This is a genomic window from Variovorax sp. V118, assembly GCF_041154445.1.
In the GTDB taxonomy this organism is placed as follows: domain Bacteria; phylum Pseudomonadota; class Gammaproteobacteria; order Burkholderiales; family Burkholderiaceae_C; genus Variovorax; species Variovorax boronicumulans.
Genome location: NZ_AP028663.1, coordinates 1,192,356 through 1,212,955 on the forward strand (window position 1 = coordinate 1,192,356; position 20,600 = coordinate 1,212,955).

The 20,600-nt window shown below is 64.9% G+C and carries 20 protein-coding genes; 14 read left to right on the plus strand and 6 right to left on the minus strand.

Translation table 11 applies throughout. The features are described from left to right. Positions 1-6 precede the first annotated feature (6 nt). The 7 genes from bamE to ACAM52_RS05530 all read left to right on the plus strand — a co-directional run bounded on the left by bamE (position 7) and on the right by ACAM52_RS05530 (position 8,448). The gene (gene bamE / locus ACAM52_RS05500; protein WP_062479197.1) at positions 7-450 is read left to right on the plus strand and encodes an outer membrane protein assembly factor BamE; all 444 of its coding nucleotides are present in this window, start codon (positions 7-9) and stop codon (positions 448-450) included. A 23-nt stretch (positions 451-473) separates the two neighbouring features. Beyond that, on the plus strand, positions 474-863 hold the full coding sequence (locus ACAM52_RS05505; protein WP_369646371.1) for a hypothetical protein: 390 nt from the start codon (positions 474-476) through the stop codon (positions 861-863). Between the two features lie 105 nt (positions 864-968). Next, positions 969-1,139 carry a hypothetical protein gene (locus tag ACAM52_RS05510; RefSeq protein WP_157627413.1) on the plus strand — a complete coding sequence of 57 codons (171 nt, stop codon included), beginning with the start codon at positions 969-971 and terminating at the stop codon, positions 1,137-1,139. A 1,024-nt stretch (positions 1,140-2,163) separates the two neighbouring features. Further along, positions 2,164-3,882: an ATP-dependent endonuclease gene (locus ACAM52_RS05515; protein WP_369646372.1), complete on the plus strand. Its 1,719-nt coding sequence runs from the start codon at positions 2,164-2,166 to the stop codon at positions 3,880-3,882. 635 nt (positions 3,883-4,517) lie between these two features. After that, positions 4,518-6,584, plus strand: a complete 2,067-nt coding sequence (locus ACAM52_RS05520) for a DUF4238 domain-containing protein (RefSeq protein WP_369646373.1) — start codon at positions 4,518-4,520, stop codon at positions 6,582-6,584. Between the two features lie 203 nt (positions 6,585-6,787). Next, positions 6,788-7,525, plus strand: a complete 738-nt coding sequence (locus ACAM52_RS05525) for a type IV toxin-antitoxin system AbiEi family antitoxin domain-containing protein (protein ID WP_369646374.1) — start codon at positions 6,788-6,790, stop codon at positions 7,523-7,525. Continuing rightward, positions 7,522-8,448 (plus strand): nucleotidyl transferase AbiEii/AbiGii toxin family protein, encoded by a 927-nt coding sequence (locus ACAM52_RS05530; protein WP_369646375.1) that lies wholly within the window; start codon positions 7,522-7,524, stop codon positions 8,446-8,448. The genes ACAM52_RS05525 and ACAM52_RS05530 overlap by 4 nt, the downstream gene beginning before the upstream one ends. A 24-nt stretch (positions 8,449-8,472) precedes the next feature. Here the strand turns inward: ACAM52_RS05530 and ACAM52_RS05535 are convergent, their stop codons facing one another. From ACAM52_RS05535 to ACAM52_RS05545, 3 genes are all read right to left on the minus strand, one after another. Then, the gene (locus ACAM52_RS05535) at positions 8,473-9,804 is read right to left on the minus strand and encodes a sulfatase (RefSeq protein ID WP_159270971.1); all 1,332 of its coding nucleotides are present in this window, start codon (positions 9,802-9,804) and stop codon (positions 8,473-8,475) included. A gap of 22 nt (positions 9,805-9,826) precedes the next feature. Beyond that, on the minus strand, positions 9,827-10,780 hold the full coding sequence (locus tag ACAM52_RS05540) for a Bug family tripartite tricarboxylate transporter substrate binding protein (protein ID WP_369647698.1): 954 nt from the start codon (positions 10,778-10,780) through the stop codon (positions 9,827-9,829). Between the two features lie 106 nt (positions 10,781-10,886). Beyond that, entirely contained in the window at positions 10,887-11,906 is a 1,020-nt protein-coding gene (locus ACAM52_RS05545; protein WP_369646376.1) for a Bug family tripartite tricarboxylate transporter substrate binding protein, read from the minus strand. Positions 11,907-12,059: 153 nt separating this feature from the next. Between ACAM52_RS05545 and ACAM52_RS05550 the strand changes: the two genes are divergently transcribed. Next, positions 12,060-12,659 (plus strand): MarR family winged helix-turn-helix transcriptional regulator, encoded by a 600-nt coding sequence (locus ACAM52_RS05550; protein ID WP_139704504.1) that lies wholly within the window; start codon positions 12,060-12,062, stop codon positions 12,657-12,659. Here the strand turns inward: ACAM52_RS05550 and ACAM52_RS05555 are convergent. Beyond that, positions 12,631-13,638, minus strand: coding sequence for a tripartite tricarboxylate transporter substrate binding protein (locus ACAM52_RS05555; RefSeq protein WP_369646377.1), 1,008 nt, complete (start codon positions 13,636-13,638; stop codon positions 12,631-12,633). The genes ACAM52_RS05550 and ACAM52_RS05555 overlap by 29 nt on opposite strands. 137 nt (positions 13,639-13,775) lie before the next feature. Here ACAM52_RS05555 and pcaQ point away from each other — a divergent pair, with 137 nt between their 5' ends. The 5 genes from pcaQ to ACAM52_RS05580 all read left to right on the plus strand — a co-directional run bounded on the left by pcaQ (position 13,776) and on the right by ACAM52_RS05580 (position 17,705). Then, on the plus strand, positions 13,776-14,705 hold the full coding sequence (pcaQ, locus tag ACAM52_RS05560; RefSeq protein ID WP_062479169.1) for a pca operon transcription factor PcaQ: 930 nt from the start codon (positions 13,776-13,778) through the stop codon (positions 14,703-14,705). Between the two features lie 82 nt (positions 14,706-14,787). After that, positions 14,788-15,399, plus strand: a complete 612-nt coding sequence (locus ACAM52_RS05565) for a TetR/AcrR family transcriptional regulator (RefSeq protein ID WP_369646378.1) — start codon at positions 14,788-14,790, stop codon at positions 15,397-15,399. Continuing rightward, a complete protein-coding gene (locus tag ACAM52_RS05570) occupies positions 15,396-16,601 on the plus strand; it encodes a DUF418 domain-containing protein (RefSeq protein WP_369646379.1) in 1,206 nt (401 codons plus the stop codon). The genes ACAM52_RS05565 and ACAM52_RS05570 overlap by 4 nt, the downstream gene beginning before the upstream one ends. A 40-nt stretch (positions 16,602-16,641) precedes the next feature. Continuing rightward, positions 16,642-17,304 carry a suppressor of fused domain protein gene (locus ACAM52_RS05575; RefSeq protein WP_369646380.1) on the plus strand — a complete coding sequence of 221 codons (663 nt, stop codon included), beginning with the start codon at positions 16,642-16,644 and terminating at the stop codon, positions 17,302-17,304. An 83-nt stretch (positions 17,305-17,387) separates the two neighbouring features. Then, positions 17,388-17,705 (plus strand): TfoX/Sxy family protein, encoded by a 318-nt coding sequence (locus tag ACAM52_RS05580; protein WP_369647699.1) that lies wholly within the window; start codon positions 17,388-17,390, stop codon positions 17,703-17,705. 8 nt (positions 17,706-17,713) lie between these two features. Here the strand turns inward: ACAM52_RS05580 and ACAM52_RS05585 are convergent, their stop codons facing one another. Beyond that, a complete protein-coding gene (locus ACAM52_RS05585) occupies positions 17,714-18,337 on the minus strand; it encodes a LysE/ArgO family amino acid transporter (RefSeq protein ID WP_369646381.1) in 624 nt (207 codons plus the stop codon). Between the two features lie 107 nt (positions 18,338-18,444). Here ACAM52_RS05585 and ACAM52_RS05590 point away from each other — a divergent pair, with 107 nt between their 5' ends. After that, positions 18,445-18,903, plus strand: coding sequence for an Lrp/AsnC family transcriptional regulator (locus ACAM52_RS05590; protein WP_062479155.1), 459 nt, complete (start codon positions 18,445-18,447; stop codon positions 18,901-18,903). A 158-nt stretch (positions 18,904-19,061) separates the two neighbouring features. Here ACAM52_RS05590 and ACAM52_RS05595 read toward each other — a convergent pair whose 3' ends face one another. Next, the gene (locus tag ACAM52_RS05595) at positions 19,062-20,318 is read right to left on the minus strand and encodes a porin (RefSeq protein ID WP_369646382.1); all 1,257 of its coding nucleotides are present in this window, start codon (positions 20,316-20,318) and stop codon (positions 19,062-19,064) included. Between the last annotated feature and the right edge of the window lie 282 nt (positions 20,319-20,600).

Here is a 20,600-nt window from a genome sequence, read left to right on the forward strand (position 1 = left end):
CTAGCCATGAAAACCACCCCGCACGCATCCCCCGCCGCTGCCGCCTTCGTGCTCGCCGCCGCGCTGCTCGGCGCCGCCGCTCCTGCGGTGGCCCGCGACAACCCCGTGGACCCCGTGAGCAACCCCGACAAGCTGGACTACCGCGACGTCGAGGCGCGCCGCCCCGACTTCAAGGAGCCCTTTCTGCGCGACGGCGTCGTGTCGCGGCCCGAGCGCTTTCGCGAGATCAAGCCCGGCCTCAACCAGGCCCAGGTGCTTGCCGTGCTCGGGCAGGCGCTGAAGCAACAGCGCGGCGCGCTCGGCACCGAGTGGGACTACCACTTCAAGTTCCAGATGCCCCAGTCCGCCAACTACCTCGTGTGCCAGTACAAGGTCGTGTTCGACGACAGCCAGGCCGTGCGCAGCGCCGTGTGGCGCCGCCGCCAATGCCTGGACCTGCTGCCGCGCTGAGCCGCAACGTCGGCCCGCAGCCCATGCCTCGCGATTCCACGCGCGCGCCCCGTCCCTACGAGGCCTTCGTGTACGGCAACTCCGCCGACGAGCCCACGCGGCTGGCCGAGCGTTGCCTGGAGGTGATCGAGGGCACGCTGAAAAGCGTCGACCGCGTCGTGGCCTGCCTGCGCGCGGCCGAGCTGGAACACGGCATCGGCATCGCGGCCATGACGCGCGCCCAGATCGCCGACGCCGCCGAGTGGCACCGCGCCAAGCTGCAGGGCCTGCTGGCCGTGAAGCTGCAGCTCACGAACCGCGGCGGCGACCTCCATCTGGTGGACGACCTGCACCTGGTCGTGCGGCTCAAGTCGCGCCTCACCGCGCCCGGCGGCTTCTTGCCGGAGCTGTACCACCTCATGCCCCATGGCTGACGTGGACGACGCGGCCTTCGCGGTGGATGCGGTCCGCGGCGTGGGGCTTTGTCTTCTTCCGGCGTTGAACGGCAACGCCCGCACGGCCGCCCCGGGAGGTGCGCCGTGATCCGCCGCACCAAGCGCTTTCGCAAGAACCTCTACCGGTTGAGCGACGTGGCGCTGTGGCTGCTCCTTGCGCTCTTTCTTGCGCTGGCGGCCGACGCGCTGCCGGCGCGAGGCGTCAGCCAGGACCACCACGACAGCGAAGCCGAGCGCGCCACGCACGCGCACTAGCTGGCGGCCGGCCCCGAGCCGAACCTTGATTCGCCTCGTCTCGCCTCCGGTGAAGCAGAAAAACCGGGGCACCTCAGATATCTCGTCGATTCGAGAAATCGTCGACGAATTCTTTTCTCTTGCGCAGCTTCGCTTCTCTACAGTGAATGCCCCCGCGACAAGACGGCCCGCTGTAGCGGCCGACGAACCCCGTGAAAGGAACGCCTTCTCCCCATGCATCCATTGATCGATTGACGAGCGAATGAACCGCCTTGCCTCACGGCGGGTGTCGCTGCCTCTTTGTGAAGCAGCGACACGAATGTGAGGCACAAAAGGCGACGGCCAGGGTGCGTGAACACCCTGGCCGTCTGACCAAGAGACGTGCATAACTTTTGAGAGGAAGCACACCAAATGGCTGATCGAATTATGGCCGGGCGTTCCACGCCCCAATCTTCCCGCCGCACACGCGGCGCGGCCTCCGTCACTCCCACAGGCGAAGACGCCCGAGACCTCCTCGAAATCAAACTGGCCCAGCTGAACTCCCTGCTGTGGTGCTGCTACGGCGACGGCAACGGGTGGTTCGAGGAAGCCGGGGAGAAACACCGGGATCACATGCTGTGGATTGCGGCGGATCTGGCGAGGGAGGCGGAGAGGTTGTTGGGGGAGAGTGGGAGGGGGTAGGGCGTTCGCGACTCGGCCGCTGAGTCTTTGTGACCGGCGGCGGGTCACTTTCCCATTCCCTTCAACGTAGCAAGAGCAGGGTGTCGTCCGCTCCTCGATCGAGGGTTGACCGCTTTGCTGCAATCGCTGCCTGTCGTCGCTGCGCGATCGGTCGATCGATGTTCGCCATTGAACAGCCGCTGGCGAGTGGCAGCTCTGTGTCTACTCAGCCGCAGCCTCAACTATGAACCGCGCGTATCAAAGGCAAGCAAGGGTGTGAGTAACGGTCTTTTCTAAATGGATACTAGGGGCACGCCGGAACTCAATCGCATCAGCGATCTGAACTCCAAGAAGACCTGAAACAGCGCCAAGCGAGGGAGAAAATATGCCGCTCAAATTTGTTTCCGCCGTCAACCACAGCGGCGAGATGGTTGCGTTCGGGCCAATGACCGTGCTCGTTGGCCCGAACAATTGCGGCAAGTCTCAAACCCTGCGAGACCTGCGGGACTTCGCTTTGGGCGGTCCGGAAAATGCCCTCACGCTCTTCAAGAGCATCGACGTGACGATGCCCTCCAAGGAGGACTTTCAGAATCACTTCCATGTCCTGCCATCCAAGGACTCGCCGACGAGCGAGAGCGTTGTCGGCATCGGCGAGAGCCTCGTCAAGACCCACAACATCGGCAGCTTTATCGGCTGGTCGAAAACCCTGCTCGAAAGCTCCGACCCGAAGCATCAGCGTCAGTCGCTGGGGAAGTTCCTGATCAGCCATCTCCATGCGGGCACGCGGTTCGAGTTGACCGCTCCGCAAGAGGCCTACGATCTTGAGACAGAGGGGCCTACGCACGCGCTGCAAGAGTTTTTCCGTCGGCGCCTTGAGGTGCAGCCACAACTGCGACAAGCGTTCGCGGAAGCCTTTGGACGCGACATTGCGCTTGATTGGACGGCCATGAAGCGCTGGTACTTCAAGGTCGGCGGTGCGTTCGGCAACCTCTCCGAATCACTGGATGAACTGAAACAACAGCTTCGTGTTGGGCAGTTGCTCAAAGAACAAGGTGACGGGTACCAGTCATTTGCTGGCATCCTCATGGCAGCGCTCGTCTTCCCAGATCGCCCCCTCCTGCTGGATGAGCCCGAGGCATTCCTTCATCCCAAGCAGGCGCGCGTACTGGGCCGACTGTTGGGGCGACTGAGCATTGGTCGCCCTGCACAAATTATTGTTTCGACCCATAGCTCTGCATTCATGTGGGGCGTCGTGAGCGAGAACTACAGTGCCAACGTCTTGCGGCTCAATCGCACGGCCGATACCACGCGCTACACCCAGGTCCCAGCCTCAACAGTGACGGCCTTGACGCGCACACCTTTGCTATCAAGCCAACCGGTCCTCGATTCACTCTTCCATCAAGGCGTGGTCGTCTGCGAAGGCGATCCCGATCGAGCGGTCTATCAGTTCGTTGCGCACCGAACGCTCGTCGGCAAGGGAGGCGAAGACCTGCTTTTCATCCATACGAATGGAAAGGGCGCCGCGGACACGCCTGTCCAGCTGCTGAAAAGCGCCGGCGCTCCGGTCGCCGTCATCGTAGACATCGACATCCTCAACGCGAGCGGCCCGTTGGACAAGATCGTCAAGGCATTGACGGGCGCCGAGATTCCGGCGGAGCTTGAAGAGAGACGCGCCGAAATCGGCAAATGGGTGCTCCAGATGTCGGAAGATCAGTTCCTGAAAAAGCTGCTCGACGGCGTCAACGAATGGATCACGTCTCCTCATACTGATGCTCGCTCATCCCGCAAGCGGCTCGAGAGCACGCTCAAGGCGACGACATCCAAGTGGGAAGTCGTGAAAGAGGCGGGCACCTCCTATTTCACTGGCGACCAGTTGGCTGCCGTCGAGAGCCTCATCGAAGACCTGACCAAGATCGGTGTGTTCGTCGTCCCCTGTGGAGAGCTCGAGCAATGGATCGATACCGGCGTGAGCAAGGGCAGAGAGTGGAACCGCAAGGCGCTTGAGAAGCTTCAGACGGAAGACTGCCCAACGGAGCTCGAAGCCTTCGTGCAGCGGGTGATCGACTTTTTACCGGGTTCCGTCGCCGCAGCTGCCAGCACCTGACGCCGGTAAGCGCGGCGCGACACCTTCATCCAATCACCACAGGCGAAGACGCCCGAGATCTCATCGAAATCAAACTGGCCCAGCTGAACTCTTTGCGTTGGTGCTGCTACGGCGACGGTAACGACAACGGCTGGTTTGAGGAAGCCGGAGAGAAACACCAGGATCACATGCGGTGGATCGCGGCTGATCTGGCGAGGGACGCGAAGAGGTTGTTGGGGAGGAGTCGAAGGTAGAGGCCCCCGCCTTCCTATGCCTTTGAGCGCACACAAGAGGCGGGCGCCGGTTCGTACGGACGGCACGATGTCGAATCGGATCGCTGACGCGCCGTCTCATCTGAACGCAGTTTGCGACTGCCTTGTTTCACCAAGGATTGAGCCGCATCCGTTGGATGTTGGGCGTGGCAGGAAATCTTTGCGTTTTTCAAAGGTCGCATTGAGTCCTGTCTATGCATGGCGGGAAATATCCTCTCCTCGTTCCTGAACTTCAGCTAACGTGTCGTGTCCGCTACCTCGGGTGAAACCGAAGATACTGAGGACGTGGCGAACAAATTGCGGAATCGATATCGTGAAACGATTCATCGACCACTTCTAAAAGAGCGGTCTTTGCGCTGAAAACCCGTCACCCTGAGAAGAAAATTGGCTGGACGCAAGCAACACTACCTGCCGCAGCATCTGCTTCGAGGCTTTGAAGCTTCGAAAGTCGGAAAGAAGACCCAAGTGGTCGTCTACAAAAAGGGCGCACGCCCGTACGTTACCTCTACCGAAGGGGTCGCATCCCAACGCGATTTCTATTCAAAACCGGGCGATGGAGTCACAGATACGTTGGACGACTTGATCACTGCTTTTGAAGGCAGCATGTTCAACCCGTTTCTCGATCAAGCCAGATTAGTGACGCCCGATGAGTTACTTAGTGCGGAGAGTGCAGCCACTGCCGTCGTTCACTTAACCGTCAGAGCCTCGCATCTGCGGGGGGCCTTTGCCCTTCTCATGCAGAAGATGCTTACACAGCTTGATGATCTCCTGAGTGATCCAGAAGTTGTCCGGAAGCTTGTAGATATTGACTCTACAAACCCTCAGTCACCTTTGTCCGAGGAAATTAAGAAGGTGTTTGATGCGTTGCCCATCGAGGTATTCCCCGAGAAGGAGAGGGCAATCCTCGAGAAGATGGCGCGCTTCAAGGCTCGTGAGAAGTTCGATGTACAGATGCGGGAGTTCACCCCAGTACTGCGCGAGCAGCTGTCAATTCTTGGGGGCGAGCTTCCGAGGATGGTCGTACGGGGTCACACCAAAGTTTTGGAGCAGTCCTTGGTGCCCGCTCCGCGACTAGAGGCGCTGCGAAGATTGCATTGGAGAGTCTTTTCCGCGGAGTCGCCGAGTCATTTCGTTCTGCCTGATTGCGCCGCCATCGCTTCCACCGTTTCGGGTCGAATTCAACCTGTTGCAATGAGTTCGGATGAGGAAATTTCTTGGGTTGCGATGCCCATCAGTGCGAGGCAGGTGCTGATCGGATACACGGGAAGTGAGCCGCCGGTGGTGTCGAATCTGAACGAGCATTTCGTCAAGTGCTCACTCGAGTTTTTTGTGAGTTCGATCTTCCATGCCGATCTGGAAGTAGCCACCTCGCATATGGGCGAACTACTGGAAGCTCTGACAGTTGATCTCATGGAAGAGAGTTTTGTCTCCGCCCGTCTCGGATGCGGAGAATCGGCCACTGAGGCCAGTACCTCCAGCATTCGGATCGTTCCCGTGATCATCCATTCGAACGAGGGCAAGTCGACGGATATCAGTCAATTGATCCAGCGAATAGTCGCGCAGCAGTGTGATGTACGTGAAGCCAATCGTCTCGAGTCGATCGTTGTTACTGACGATGTCTGTATTGAGGTCGCGCGGCTCTATGGTCGGGAGCTGTCTCCATACGAAGAAGCCGTGAAAATGGGCGGAACAATCGAGCTTGTCCCCGACACGGTTTCCTCCTCATTTCGAATGTTCTTGCCGGAGCGGGTCGTGCGGACTATGGGCGCTGCGGATGTGCGAATGAGCCAATGGGCCACCGTGCTAGTCACGCATCTCTTGGGTCAGATGAGCTACTTCATCTATTGGTTTGAGCATATCGTCCCGATGAGCGAGGGGCGCGTTTTCACGCTAAGGCAACGCATTGCGTTGGAACTAACGCACCGGTTTTCTTCGCACTATTGTGGCTCCGTCAAAACCGCCCAAGCGGCGAATGAAAGCGAACTGCGGGAGGAAGACGAGCATTTGTCAGTCCATGCTGTTACCGTCGCCTTGGGGGCAATTGAAGTGGCGCGCCAGCAGTTCATCGCGCACCAGAGCGTGGATGCACTGTTGCCCGATGTAGTTCCAGCCCTTGATATTTTGTTGGGGACGCTTGCTAAATACTGTGGACGTTACTTGTCTGACGCAGAAAGTCGGCGGCTCTCGCGGACCACTCCAACCGCCGAGTATCTTGTCCGAGTCGGACTATGGGAATGGTTGAACCTCTTCGGACCGGAACTCCACAGACACCGCAAGTCGATGGAAAGAAAATCGTCATCGATTGAGCAGGTACTGGCCCTCTCGGAGCACGTGGAGCGTGTGCTTTGGCAGTACGGCATATTCCTGTCGGACGTCGAGGATGGCAGGCTATGGGTTGATGCGTGCGATGAGGAGCACCTGGGGGCAGTCAGATCGGTTCTGAATTCATAGCTGTCGTGTCTACGCGGCCCAAAGGGGTTGGGCGCGAGCGAAATTTGTTAGTGCGCAGGCGATATGGCGGGCAGGCAAGGCGACACCGCATTTGGGCTGCCTCCTTGCGGATTTTGTTTTATTCGATTTATCGTAGTCACACTACAACAAATCGAACAAATCAAATCCTTGCATTGTCTTGAAATTATTCGAATAATCGTAGTGTGACTACGACAAGTCGTTCAAAATTAAACTCCCTTCTGGCTCGACTCCCCGGAGGAACGCCCGTGACCAGTGAAGACCTGGCACTCGAGGGCATCTCTGCCGATCTGGCCGTTCACTACGTGCGGGCAGGGTGGCTCCAGCGCTTGGCGCGTGGGGTGTACTGCCGGCCAGACACTCCGTTGCAGCGTGACCCGAGCCTGCTGCTGCTTCAGCGCCAGGTCCCCGGTCTTCATGTGGGCGGCAAATCCGCGCTGGACTGGCATGGCATACGCCACTACGTCTCGCAGGCACCCAAGCTTCACCTCTATGGTCTGAAGTCAGCAAAGCTGCCGGGCTGGTTCACCGACGCTTTTCCCTCGGAGTACCACCGCAAGCAGCTCTTCAGCAGCGACGTGACAGGTATGCGATACACCGGCCCCTTCGAGGGACGTGCAGACGCGCCGAACGTTTCTGCTCCCGAGCGTGCATTTCTGGAAATGCTGAGCGAAGTGGGCGTGCGCCAGCCGCTGGCAGAGGCGCGTGAGTTGGCGGAGAGCACGTATGGCTTGCGGTCTTCGGTCCTTGGTGAACTGCTGCGCCAATGCACCAACGTGAAAACGGTGCGGCTGTGTCTTCAACTCGGGCGCGATCTGTCGTTGCCATGGGCGAAGAAGCTCGACCCGGCCGACCTGCCCACCGGTGGCAATCGCCCGTGGGTTGCTAAAACCAACGAGGGTCTGCTGATCCTCAAGTCATGAATAACAACTATCTCAAGACCGCGCGTCTGCTGACCCAGGTCGCTCCTTTCGTCTTTGCGGACGAAACCTTCGCGCTCAAGGGCGGCACCGCCATCAACCTCTTCGTGCGGGACATGCCGCGCCTGTCGGTCGATCTGGATCTGGTTTTTCCGGATCACACGCTGTCGCGCGATGCGGCGCTCGACCAGATCAAAGTGACACTCGGCAAGACCGCCGATGCGCTCGGACGCAGGGGATTCCAGACGCACCTGGCAGGCGTGCCCGCCGCAGGAGAAACCAAGCTGCTGGTGAAGCGCGACGGCATCGAGGTCAAGGTCGAGGTCAACTACGTGATGCGCGGTACTGTGCGGCCGGTCGCCATGGCGGGGCTCTCGCCCAAAGCGCAGGAAGTGCTCCAGGCGGAGTTGGAGATTCCCGTGGTGTCGGTCGACGACGTGTATGGCGGCAAGCTCGTCGCGGCCATGGACCGGCAACACCCGCGCGATCTGTTCGACGTGATGCAGCTGCTGGCCAATGAAGGCATCACGGCCGGCATTCGGCGCGCGTTCGTGGTCTACCTCGCCAGCCACAACAGGCCGATTCACGAGGTCTTGTTTCCACCGCTGCGCGACGTGACCGCCGAGTTCGAAGCCAACTTTCAAGGCATGACAGCCGAGCCCGTCGAGTTGGGCGCACTGCTCGCGGCGCGAGACCAGATGATCGCCACGCTCCACAAAGAACTCGATGCGGACGAGCGCGCCTTTCTCATGGCCCTTGCCAACGGCGCTCCCGAGTGGGAGCGCATGGGCATCGCGCATCTCAGCGCGATGCCGGCGATTCAATGGAAGCTGAAGAACCTGGCTTCTCTGAAAGAAAAGAATCCGGCCAAGTTCGAGGAGCAATCGCGAGTGCTGGCCGAAAGATTCTCAGATCTGGCTGGCTGAGAAATCTCTGATCCAGCGCGAAGCTCAGCGCTGCGGCATGTCCTTCACCGAGTACCCCAAACTAACAGTCGCATCCTCCGGAATCCCCGGCATCGTCGCATTCCAAGCCTGCCACTGCGCCCGCATCGCCTCCAGCCGCTGCGGCTCCTTCTTCCCCAGGTTCGCACGTTCGCGCTCATCGGCCGGAATGTTGAACAGGTACTCGTTGCCGTCGACCTTCAGGTACTTCCAGTCGCCGTCGCGCATGGCTTCCTGGCCGCGGTGGTTCATGCGCCAGTGCAGGGGGCGGCGGAAGGTGTGGGTGGCGTCTTTCAGCACGGGCATGAGCGACACGCCATCGAGCGGGTACGCCGCGTCGGCCTTCACGCCGGCGGCGTCGAGCATGGTGGCCGACCAGTCCATGGTCATGCACAGCTGGGTGCTCTCGCCGCCCTTGGCGATCACCTTGGGCCAGTGCGCGATCCATGGCACGCGGATGCCGCCTTCGGTCAGGTCCATCTTGCCGCCGACGAGCGGCCAGTTGTCCGAGAAGCGCTCGCCGCCGTTGTCGCTGGTGAACACGACGAGGGTGTTGTCGGCCATGCCGTGCTTTTCGAGCGCGGCCATGATCCAGCCGATGCCCTCGTCCATGTGATGGATCATGCGGCGGTACACATGGATGTTGCCGCCCGACAGGTCGAACAGGTTGTCCTTCACGAGCGGTGCCTTGTCGGCGTCGTCGCGGGTTTCCCACGGCCAGTGGGGGGCGGTGTAGTGCAGGCTCAGGAAGAAGGGCGCCTCTTGCGTGGCCATGCGTTCGACGTAGTCGACGGCGCGCTTGGACAGCACGTCGGTCAGGTAGCCCTCGTCGTCCTTGTGCTCTTCTTCGCCGTACCAGAGGTCGTGGCGGCCGGCCGAGTCGCAGTGGGTGAAGTAGTCGACACCGCCCGACATGGGGCCGAAGAATTCTTCATACCCCGAGCGCAGCGGGCCGAAGCTGGGCGGGTAGCCCAGGTGCCACTTGCCGATGAGCGCGGTCTTGTAGCCGCTGTCTTTCAGCAACGACGGCAGGGTGGGGTGCTCGGTGGGCAGGCCCAGCGTGGTGCTGCCGCGGCTTCGGCTGTTGATAGGCTCTTCGGCCGCGCCGCGCAGGCGGTACTGGTAGCGCGCGGTGATCATCGCGAAGCGCGTGGGCGAGCACACGGGCGAGTTCGAGTAGCCCTGCGTGAGCTTCAAACCGTTGGCGGCCAGGCCGTCGAGCACGGGCGACACGCGGCCAAAAGGCGCCTCGCGGCCGCCGTAGCAGCCGAGGTCGGCATAGCCGAGGTCGTCGGCCACGATGAAGATGATGTTGGGGCGGGTGCTGCGTGTCGTCATAAGTCGCTGAGAGGTTTTTCGATCAGGGCTGGTAGCTGGACTTCTGGACCACCGGGGCCCATTGCGCCTTGTAGGCCTTGAGCATCGCGGCGGTCTGCGCCTGGGTGCTCACCACCGGCGTCATGCCGGCGTCCTTGAACTTGCGTTGGGTGTCGGGGTCTTGCATCACGGCGTGGATGGTGGTGGCCAGGCGTTCGACTTTCTCCTTGGGCATGCTGGCCGGCGCGAAGAAGGTGTTCCAGCCGGTGGCGGCGAGGTCGAGGCCGGCTTCCTTGAAGGTCGGAATGGTGGGCGCGAAGGGCGAGCGCTTTTCGCCCGACAGCGCCAGGATGCGCAGCTTGCCGGCGGTGTGCTGCGGCAGCACGACGTCTTCGGTGTCGACGGCAATGGGCACCTGGCCGCCGATCAAGTCGTTCAGCAGCGGGGCGGAGCCGCGGTAGCCAATCACCTGGGTCTGCACCTTGGCCTTCTCGCCCACCATGAGGCCGAAGAAGTGCGGCAGGCTGCCGGTGGCGGGCACGCCCACGTTGGCCTGCTGCGGGTTGGCGCGCATCCATGCGAGCAGATGGTTCAGCTCGCGCACGGGCAGGGTGGGCGACACGGCCAGCGCAAAGTCGTAGGCGTTGACGTGCGACACGGGCACGAAGTCGCGCTCGGCGTCGTAGCCGTTGTCCTTGAAGACGAGCGGCGCCACCACCATCACGGCGGGGTTGGCGAGCATCAGCACGTTCTGGTTGGCGGGCGTGGCCTTGGCCTGCTGCGCGGCCAGGCGGCCGCCTGCGCCGGGCTTGTTGTCGACGATGACGGGCACGCCGAGCTGGGCCGCGAGCTTGTCGCCCACGATGCGCGCCACGCGGTCGGTGGCGCCGCCGTGCGCGTAGCCGACGACGATGCGCAGCGGGCTGTCGAGTGCGGCTTGGGCGGCCTGTGCGCGTGCGAGCGTGGGGGCGGCGATGGCCGCCACGAGGCCGGCCATGGCCAGCACGGTGGCGAGGCGGCGGCGTGCCGGGTTGAAGGAAGAAGCGAAAGCGGGGAGGGCGCGCGGGGTCATGAAGGGTGTGTCCTTGTTGTCGATCGGTCGGTCAGTCATTGGCCTGGAAGTTCACGGCCTTCATGATGCCGGCCCAGCGGGCAATGTCTTCGCGCATGGTCTTCACGAGCGCCTCGGGGCCGTCGGCCACGGGGTACATGCCGTTCTGCAGCAGCAGCTGGCGCACGTCGCGCGAGTTCACGGCGCGGATGATTTCGGTGCGCAGTTTCTCGGCGGTGGCGGGCGGTGTCTTCAGCGGCGCGTAGTAGGCGAACCACGCGGTGGCCACCACGTCCTTGTAGCCGCTCTCGACGAAGCTGGGCAGCTGCGGCATGAGCGGCGAGCGCTTGTCGCCGCTGGTGGCCAGCACCTTCACGCGGCCGGTGGGCAGCATCTGCTGCGCGCCGCCGATGGTGTCGAAGTACACGGGCACGGTGCCGCCCATGACGTCCTGGCGCGCGGGTGTGGAGCCGCGGTAGGGCACGTGCACCATCTTCAGGCCGGCCGCGCGGTTGAGCATTTCGCCCAGAAAGTGCGAGGGCGTGCCGGCGCCGTACGAGCCGAAGCTGACCTTGTCGCCCTGCGCCTTGGCCCAGGTGATGAACTCGGCCAGCGTGTTGGCGGGCACGTCCTTGTGCACGGTGAGCGCCAGCTCGAAGCGCGCGGCGTTCACCAGCGGCACGAAGTCCTTGATGGGGTCGTACGACAGGTTGCGGTAGGCGCTGGGGAACATGGTCATCATGCTCGCGGTGCCCAGCAGCAGGGTGTGGCCGTCGGGCGGCGCGGTCTTCACGGCGTCCACGGCAATGCGGCCGGCCGCGCCCGAGCGGTTGTCGATGATGAGCGGGCCGAGCGAATCGCGCACCTGGTGGGCAATGGCGCGGGTCAGCACGTCCTGCGTGCCGCCGGCGGGCACGCCGATGAGCACCTTGATCGGCTGGCCGGGGGTGAAGGCGGCGGGTTGCTGCTGCTGCGCGAACGCAAGCGGTGCGAAGGACGCAAGGGGGGCAAGGGCCAGCCCGCCAAGGGTGGTCAGGGTGCGGCGGCGGGTCGGGTCGGGAAGCTGGGGCATCGTCAATCTCTCCGGGGTCTCGTTCGGCGTTCGGCAGGGTCTGTGCGTGGCCGGGGCGGGTGGCCGCGGCTGCGGACGATTCTGGAGACGCTACATTCGATTGATCAAATCAACCATCGCCCGGATTTACCCGGCCTTTCGAGACCCCGCCCCATGACCGCCGAAGACGCCGCCACCCCGCCGCGCCGCCCGCTGGACGACCTGCTGCTGTACCGGCTGTCGCGCCTGCTCGCGGTGGCGGGCAGCATGGTGATCCGGCTGTGCGAGGGCCGCTTCGGCATCACGCGGCGCGAATGGCGCCTGATCGCGGTGCTGGCCAGCCGGGGCGAGCTGGGCTCGTCGCAGCTGGCCGAGCATGCGCAGCTGGACCGGGCGCGCACTTCGAAGGCGGTGGGTTCGCTGGTGGCCAAGCGGCTGGTGTCGCGCACGGCGCTGGCGGGCGACCGGCGGCAGGTGCGGCTGGGCCTCACGGCGACGGGGCAGGCGCTGTACGACGAGCTCTTTCCGCTGGTGACGCGCATCAACGCCGAGCTGATGGGCACGCTCGACGCAGACGATGCCGCACGCTTCGACGACGCGCTGCACCGGCTGCAGGCGCACGCCGAAACCATGGTGGCGCAGGCGGTGCTGCCCAAGGCCGACCGGGGGCGCCATGCGGCGGCGGCTGCTGCGGCGGCAGCAGGCAACGGCAAGAAGAACAGCACGGCGCGCAGCGGCAAGGCCGTCAGTCCACCTTCATCCCGGTCGCCTTGACGATGCGGCCGTAGCGCGCCTGCGCCGTGGCCAGGCGCGCGGTGGCGGCGGCATCGGTTTCGGCCAGCGGCACCATGTCGAGCGAGGCCAGGCGGGCCTTGAGTTCGGGCAGGGCCAGCGCCTTGTGCAGCGCCTGGCGCAGGGTCTGCATCACGGGCTCGGGCGTGGCGGCCGGCACCATCGCGAGGTAGAGCACTTCGAACTCCAGGTCTTTCAGGCCCAGCTCGCCGACGGTGGGCACCTCGGGCAGCAGCGGTGCGCGCTGGCGGCCGGTGACGGCCAGGGCGCGCAGCTTGCCGCCCTGGATCTGCGGCAGCACGCCGGGCGTGGCGACGATGCCGGCCTGCACCTCGTTGCCCAGCATGGCCATCACGGCCGGGGCGTTGCCCTTGTAGGGCACGTGCACGATCTTCGCGCCCGTGGCGCTCGCGAAGATCTCGGCGGCAATGTGCCCCGGGCTGCCGTTGCCGGCCGAGCTGAAGGTGGCGGGCTCGGCCTTGGCCTGCGCGATGAACTCGGGCAGCGTCTTGGCCTTCACCGAGGCGGCGGTGGTGAAGCTCAGGCCCGACGAGCTGAAGATCATCAGCGGCTTGAGGTCTTTGGCCGCGAAGGGCATCGAGGCGTACAGGTGCGGGTTGACGGTGAAGGTGCTGTCGATGCCCAGCAGCACGGTGTAGCCGTCGGCCGCGCTCTTGGCCACGGCGTCGGCGCCGATGTTGCCGCCCGCGCCGGGGCGGTTGTCGAGCACGAAGGGCTGCTTCAGGTCTTTCTGCAGCGCGTCGGCCAGCGCGCGCCCGAGGATGTCGATGGGGCCGCCGGCCGGGAAGTTGACGAGGAACTTCACGGGCTTGGCGGGGTAGCTCGCCTGGGCCTGCGCGGCCGGGGCGGCGAGGCCGAGGGCCAGCGCGGCGCAGGCGGCGGCGAGCGTGAGGCGGCGGCGCGTTGAAGAGGTCGGCTTCGAGGAAAGGATCGTGGTCATGGGCTGCTTTGTCTGTCTCCGTATCCACGGGACTCTAGAAGGCTGCGCGGCGCGGCACAACTGAAGTCTCTTCCGCCAGCTATTCCCTCTGGTTATATTTGAAAGCGCGTCGCCCCACTGGCTTCGAGGAGAACCGCATGTCAGCCATGAACTTTGAGCGCCTGAAGATGCGCCACCTGCAATGCCTGGTCATGGTGGCGCAGGAGCGCAACCTGGTGCGCGCGGCCGAGGCGCTGTCGCTCACGCAGCCGGCGGTGTCGAAGACGGTGGCCGAGCTCGAAGAGATCGTGGGCCGCCAGTTGCTGCTGCGCCGCCGCCGCGGCGTGGAGCTCACGCCGGCCGCCGAGGTGCTGGTGCGGCACGCCGTGTCGGCGCTGCGCGGCCTGCGCGAAGGCCTGGGCCTGGCCATGGACCAGCCCGAGGCCGACCAGTTGCGCGTGGCGGTCGGCGCCTTGCCCAACATGGCGGCGCACCTGTTGCCCGAAGCCGTCGCGCGGCTGCATGCGGCGCACCCGGCGATGCGCGTGCGCGTGGTGAGCGGCACCAACGCGCAGCTCATGACGCAGCTGCGCCAGGGCGAGATCGACCTCGTGCTCGGCCGGCTGGCGCAGGCCTCGGCCATGGCCGACCTGGCCTTCGAGCAGCTGTACAGCGAGGTGCTGCTGCTGGTGGTGCGCCCCGGCCATCCGCTGGCGTCGCGGCGCAAGCCCACGCTCGACGCGCTGGCCGCCTACCCGCTGGTGCTGCCGGTGTCGGGCACGCTGATCCGGCACACGGCCGACGCCTTCCTCATCGCGCAGGGTCTCGCGCTGCCGGCGCGGCTGGTGGAGGCGACCGACACCAGCTTTGCGGTAGGCCTGTTGCAGCGTTCCGACGCGGTGTGGTTTGCGCCGCAGGGCGCGGTGGAAGGCTTCGTGGCGCGCGGCGAACTCAAGCGCGTGGCCATCGACACGGCGAGCACCGAAGGCCCGGTGGGCGTGACCGTGCGGCGCGGCAGCGAGACGGGCGAGGGCGCGCGGCTGCTGCTGGACACCATCCGGGGCATTGCGGCCACGCGCGCTGCCTGAAGGGTTTCTTCAGGGTTCCTTCAGAATAGATCGAGCGCTCGGTCTAATAATTCGGGCATGACCGAATTCCGCGAGAACCCCCGTGCGCAAAGTTGACCCCGAACGCCAGCAGGCCAAGCGCCGCCAGATCCTGGAGGCCGCGGGCGACTGCTTTGCGCGGCGCGGCTTCCATGCCACCACCACCGCCGAGATCTGCGCCGCCGCGGGCATGAGCCCCGGCAATCTCTTTCATTACTTCCCCAGCAAGAACGCGATCATCGAGGCCCTGGCCGAGGAGGAGTGGCGCGACACGGCCGCGTACTTCGCCGCGATCGACGACGACCCGGCCGACCCGCTGGAGGTGGTGCTGTCCTTTCTCGACGTGGTGATGGTCTTTGCCTCCGACCGCAGCTACTCGCGGCTGGCGCTGGAGGTGGCGGCCGAGACCCTGCGCAACCCGATGGTCTGCGCCAGCGTGGCGGCGGGCGACACCGAAATGCGCGACGGCCTCGCCGCCCTGCTGCGCAAGGCCGCGGCGCGCGGCCAGATCGACCCCGAGCTCGACCCCGTGCAATCGGCCAACTGGATCGCCGCGCTCATCGACGGCGTGTTCTCGCGCCTGGCACTCGACACGGGCTTCGACCCCGCGCGCGAGGCGCCGATGCTGCGGCGCGTGGTGGGTCGCTTTCTCGCGAAACCGGGGCGGGGCGCATGAACCCCACTCCAGTAGCGGTCGAGCGCCAGTCGCTCGTCGATGCGTTGCGCGGCTTTGCGCTCTTGGGCATCCTGGTCGTGAACATCGCGGCCTTTGCCTCGCCGTATTACGGCCAGCCGCTGCCCGACCCGATGATGCGTTCGGGGCTGGACCGCGTGGCGGCCTTTGCCGTCGCCTTCCTGTTCGAGACCAAGTTCTACCTGCTGTTCTCGTTCCTGTTCGGCTACAGCTTCACACTGCAGATGCAGTCGGCGCAGCGCAGCGGCAAGCCCTTCGTGCCGCGCCTGGCGCGCCGGCTGGTGGCGCTGTGGTGCATCGGCGCACTGCATGCGGTGCTGCTGTTCCATGGCGACATCCTCACGACCTACGCGGTGCTCGGCACCGTGCTGCTGGCGCTGCGCCACCAGAGCGACGCGGTGCTCGCGCGCTGGGCGCTGCGGCTGGTGCTGGCGACCGCGATGGTGTGGGGCGTCATCGGCATGCTCGCGATGCTGGGCGGCCCTGCCACCGACGAGGTGCTGCGCACCGCGAAGGCCGACGCGGCCTCGGCGCTCGCGGCCTACCGCGGCACGGCGGCGACGGTCATCCGCCAGCACCTGCGCGAGCTGTCGCAGGTGTGGATCGTGCTCGGGCTGGTGCAGGCGCCGATGGCGCTGGCGATGTTCTTCGCGGGCGTCATCGAGGGCCGTCGCAACCTGTTCGCGCGGGCCGACCGCTACCGCCCGCTGTTCAAGCGCCTGCTGGTGCCCGGCCTGGTGCTGGGGCTGCCGGGTGCAGCCGTGTATGCGTGGACCGCGTCGGTCGTGCCGGGCTCGCGCTGGGACGTGCTCGGCCTGGCGGTCGGCGTCTTCACCTCGCCGCTGCTCACGGCGACGTACGTGGGCGCGATGATGCTGCTGTTCCAGTCGCGCTGGGGCGGCTGGCTGGCGCAGGCGCTCGCACCGGCGGGGCGCATGGCGCTGTCGAACTACCTGCTGCAGTCGGCGGTGTGCGCGTGGCTCTTCCTGGCATATGGGCTGCGGCTCATCGGCGAGCTCGGGCCGTTCATGAGCCTCATGGTCGCCTTCGGCATCTTCGGCGCGCAGATGCTGGTCAGCCGCTGGTGGCTGGCACGCTTTGCGTACGGCCCAGTGGAATGGGTGCTGCGCGCCTTCACCAACCTCGAGTGGCCCGCCCTGCGGCGTATGCAAGGGTCACGTTGAGCGACGAGAATGCCCTCGTTCCAACGAGGAGGATGCGCCGATGAGTTCCATGGAAGACGTGTGGGCCTACCGCGAGGAGACGCTCTACCCGCGCCTGTTCGGCCCCGAGCGCACCGGTATCTACGTGCTGGACTTCGACGACTTCAAGGCGCTGGGCGCCGAAGACGTCGACCCGCGTTGGCTGCACCTGGGCGTGTTCGAGTTCGCGCCCACGCCCGTGCGCAACACCTGGCTGTACGTGACCTCGGGCGGCTCCACGCCCTGGGAGACCGAGCCCGCCGACTACGACCCCGAGGACTATTCGTGGATCGGCTCCGAACTGGTCATCGAAGTGCCCTCGCAGCCGCAGGACCAATGGGCCATCAAGCTCCTGCGCCGCCTGCTCGCCTACAACGTGCTGCTCGCGCACTCGCACTTCGGTGAAGACAAGCAGCCCTTCGACTACGGCGACCGCATTCCCGTCGGCGAAGCGATCCGCGAGAAGGGCACCGTGGCCCTGCGCCATGTGGTGCTGATGGAGCCGAAGCACTACCCCGCGACGGCGCAGCTCGACTCGGGCCGCTTCGATTTCCTGCACCTCGTCGGCATCAACCATTCCGAACGCGACTGGGCCAAGGCCCACAGCTCTGAGGCGCTGCTGCGTTTGCTCGAAGTGCATGGCGGCGCGCCCGTGACCGACGCGCGGCGCAAGGCGGTGGCTTGAGCCGCGCGAAGGGGGCGGCCACCGTCGGCGGTGCCGAGCGTTCGCACGGGCGAGCGCTCGAGCTGGCCGAGTCGCTGGGCGCGATGGGCCCCATCGAGGTCAAGCGCTTCTTCGGCGGCTTCGGCCTCGTGCAAGCCGGCGTGCAGTTCGCCTTCGTGATGAAGGGCACGCTGTACCTGCGCGTGGACGACGCCACCCGGCCGGAATTCGAGCGACTGGGCGCGGTGCCGTTCTCGTACGCGACCAGCGCCTCGACAGTGAAGGTCGCGAGCTACTACGAGGCGCCGGTCGATGCGCTCGAAGACCCGCACGCCTTGCGCGAGTGGGCGACGAAGGCGCTGGCGAGCGCGCTGGGTGCGCGCAAGCCCGCGCGCCGCAAGCCGGCGGCCAAAGCCGTCTAGTCGACTCCTCAGCGCGACAGCAACGTCGACAACTGAAACACCGCAAAGCCCAGCAGCAGTGCGCCCGACAGCTTGTTGATGCCCTGCAGCACGCGCGCGCCCAGCTTGTGCCGCACCATCGACACGATGCTCGACAGCCCCAGCCACCACAGTGCCGAGCCGAGGAACACCCCAGCCACCATCGTGAGCGCCGCACCGCTGCCGCTGCCCACATGGCCGCTGCCGAGCGAGGCGAACACCGCGACGAACGACAGGATCGTCATCGGGTTGGCCAGCGTGAGCACGAACACCGACAGCAGCGCCTTCACCGGCGTGGCCGCGTCTTCCGCGGCCCGGGCCTGCGTGGCCGCCGGCGCACGCAGCAGTTGCACGCCCATCCACGCAAGAAACGCCGCGCCGCCGAGCGCCAGCGGCACGCGCGCCGCGACCATCGTCGACACCACCGCCGACACGCCGAACGCACCGATGGCGCCATAGCAGGCATCGGCCAGCGCGGCGCCCAGGCCGCTGAGAAAGCCGATGGTGCGGCCGTGCGCGAGCGTGCGCTGGATGCACAGCAGGCCGATGGGGCCGACCGGTGCGGCGATCGAGAGCCCGATGACGAGGGCCTTGAGAAAGAGAGGGAAGTCCATGCCGTCGATTGTTCGGCGCGGCTTGCATGGCGAGAATGGCGAAATTCAGGCGCGCGGCATGCCTTGCCTGAAATCGGAAGCGAAATTCTCAATCGGGCCTGAAATCCATGGAAATCGACGCCAAGAACTGGCAGATCCTCGACGTGCTGCAGCAGGACGCGCGCACCTCGCTCACGGCACTCGCACGGCAGGTGGCGCTGTCGGTGCCCTCGACCTCCGAGCGCGTGAAGCGCCTCGAAGAGGCCGGCGTCATCGAGGGCTACCGCGCCGTGGTGCCGCCGCGCAAGGCGGGCTACACCGTCACCGCGCTGGTCGGCATCACCACCGCGCAACCCGACAAGGCCCGGCTGCTGAAGCTGCTCGGCAGCCGGCGCGAAGTGCTGGAGTGCTTTCACGTGACGGGGCAGGACTCGTACGTGCTGAAGGTGGTCGCGCGCGACATCGAACACCTCGAAGCCTTCGTGAGCAGCATCAACCACCTGGGCGAGACGCGCACCTCGATCGTGATGTCGGTGCCGATCGCGGCGCGCGCGGTGGCGGCGCCGGCGGGCACGGTGCCCGACTGAGGCGCGCTTCTCTCGCCCCAAAAAAATGGTCCGCACAAAGGCGGACCGAATGGACCCGCCTGACGGGCTCCTGGAGAAACGGAACATCCGCGGGCGCAGGGCCGCCCGCGGTCATTCACTCACTTGCTTGCTTCTTTGCGCGTGACAGTCTTCCCTGATCAGAACGAGTGGCGCAGCCCGACGTCGTAGCCCGTCGAGGTCTTGGGCACGAACACCCCGGTGTTCACGAAGGCGGGGCCGCCGACCGTGAGCGCCGCGCCGTTCTTGTTGCTGATGCGCGCAACGGTGGCGTACAGGGCGGTGCGCTTGGACAGGTTGTGGATGTAGCCGATGGCCAGCTTGTTGGCCTTGGGGTCGGCGACCGACGGCGTGAACGGCAGGTTGACGGTGTTGAGGTCGTACTTGACCTGCGAGTACGAGGCGCGGATCAGGCCTGGGCCGACCGGCGCGGTCACGCCGATCAGGTAGCCCGTGAGGTCGACGTCCGGCATGCCGCCGACCAAGGGCGTGACGGCGTAATCGCGCGTTTTCTTGATTCGCGACAATTCGCCGAACAGCTTGACCACGCCGAAATCGTAGGAGCTGCCGAGATTGAAGGTCTTGACGTTGTCGGTGGTGCCTGCATAGAAATTGTCGGCCGCCGTGCTGTTGCCATACGACACGGCCACGTCGAACGGGCCATTGGCATAACCGACACGACCGCCCAGATAACGGCCTGCGCGTGATGCGGCCGAATTGCCCGAATTGAGCGCGCCCGCCGCATTGACGCCAGGCGGTGTTGCCGTGCCAGGGTCGTATTTGGTGTTTTCATGCAGCGCGTACATGAATTGACCATAAAAGCCGCCGAGGTTCTTCGGCAGGAAATAACCGATCGAATTGCTGGCGCGGTTGTAATTGAGGTCGCCGCCGAACCCGCCCGAGCCGCCGCCGGCGTTCGTGTTGGCGGCGGTGAAGATCAGGCTGCGGCCCACGCCGACGATGCCGAAGGGGTCGAACACGATGTCGTTCCAGGCCGTGGGTACGTAGTCGCGGCCCAGGCGCAGTTCACCGAAACCGCCCGACAGGCTGACCGTGGAACGGCGCTGGAAGGTGGTGATGCCGGTCTTGCCGTCGTCGGGGCTGATCGGCGCCTCGAGCCAGAAGCTGGCCGCGAGCCCGCCGCCCAGGTCCTCGGTGCCGCGAAAGCCCAACCGGCTCGTGGAATAGCCGCCCGAGCTCAGCGCGGTCTGGCTCGCGGTGCGCGTGCCCTGGTTCACGTAGAACGGGTTGAACAGCGTGGCGCCGTTCATGTCCTGCGATTTCGACGAGTAATTGCTGATGCCCGTGTCCACCACGCCGAACAGCGTGACGGAAGACTGCGCATTGGCGAACCCGACACCGAACAGTGCGGCGGCCGTGAGGAATTGTCTTTTCATTGTTGCCCTTGAATTGAGTATGAAATTCATCGCTCCCACGCACCGCGTGGGAGCTCCGGTTCGGCGTGCGGAAATACCTTCAATTGATTTCATCTGCCTTCCGCATGGTTCATGCGTCTGGGCAAATCATATCTATCGATTGCGACAGGAAAAGACCGAAACCGCCTTTTTCAATTACGTTTTCCGTGCAGCCGGGTTACGAATTGGAAAGCTCCACTTGCCGCTTGCAGAGAATTGATGAATTGGTCTTCATCCTGTCGTTTTTGTAATTGAACCGTTCGC

Excerpts from the sequence above, each read along its gene's own strand:
- bamE (WP_062479197.1), top strand. The coding sequence starts at position 7 with ATGAAAACCACCCCGCACGCATCCCCCGCCGCTGCCGCCTTCGTGCTC.
- ACAM52_RS05505 (WP_369646371.1), top strand. The coding sequence starts at position 474 with ATGCCTCGCGATTCCACGCGCGCGCCCCGTCCCTACGAGGCCTTCGTG.
- ACAM52_RS05515 (WP_369646372.1), top strand. The coding sequence starts at position 2,164 with ATGCCGCTCAAATTTGTTTCCGCCGTCAACCACAGCGGCGAGATGGTT.
- ACAM52_RS05530 (WP_369646375.1), top strand. The coding sequence starts at position 7,522 with ATGAATAACAACTATCTCAAGACCGCGCGTCTGCTGACCCAGGTCGCT.
- ACAM52_RS05535 (WP_159270971.1), bottom strand. The coding sequence starts at position 9,804 with ATGACGACACGCAGCACCCGCCCCAACATCATCTTCATCGTGGCCGAC.
- ACAM52_RS05540 (WP_369647698.1), bottom strand. The coding sequence starts at position 10,780 with ATGGCCGGCCTCGTGGCGGCCATCGCCGCCCCCACGCTCGCACGCGCA.
- ACAM52_RS05545 (WP_369646376.1), bottom strand. The coding sequence starts at position 11,906 with ATGCCCCAGCTTCCCGACCCGACCCGCCGCCGCACCCTGACCACCCTT.
- ACAM52_RS05550 (WP_139704504.1), top strand. The coding sequence starts at position 12,060 with ATGACCGCCGAAGACGCCGCCACCCCGCCGCGCCGCCCGCTGGACGAC.
- ACAM52_RS05555 (WP_369646377.1), bottom strand. The coding sequence starts at position 13,638 with ATGACCACGATCCTTTCCTCGAAGCCGACCTCTTCAACGCGCCGCCGC.
- pcaQ (WP_062479169.1), top strand. The coding sequence starts at position 13,776 with ATGTCAGCCATGAACTTTGAGCGCCTGAAGATGCGCCACCTGCAATGC.
- ACAM52_RS05570 (WP_369646379.1), top strand. The coding sequence starts at position 15,396 with ATGAACCCCACTCCAGTAGCGGTCGAGCGCCAGTCGCTCGTCGATGCG.
- ACAM52_RS05575 (WP_369646380.1), top strand. The coding sequence starts at position 16,642 with ATGAGTTCCATGGAAGACGTGTGGGCCTACCGCGAGGAGACGCTCTAC.
- ACAM52_RS05580 (WP_369647699.1), top strand. The coding sequence starts at position 17,388 with ATGGGCCCCATCGAGGTCAAGCGCTTCTTCGGCGGCTTCGGCCTCGTG.
- ACAM52_RS05585 (WP_369646381.1), bottom strand. The coding sequence starts at position 18,337 with ATGGACTTCCCTCTCTTTCTCAAGGCCCTCGTCATCGGGCTCTCGATC.
- ACAM52_RS05590 (WP_062479155.1), top strand. The coding sequence starts at position 18,445 with ATGGAAATCGACGCCAAGAACTGGCAGATCCTCGACGTGCTGCAGCAG.
- ACAM52_RS05595 (WP_369646382.1), bottom strand. The coding sequence starts at position 20,318 with ATGAAAAGACAATTCCTCACGGCCGCCGCACTGTTCGGTGTCGGGTTC.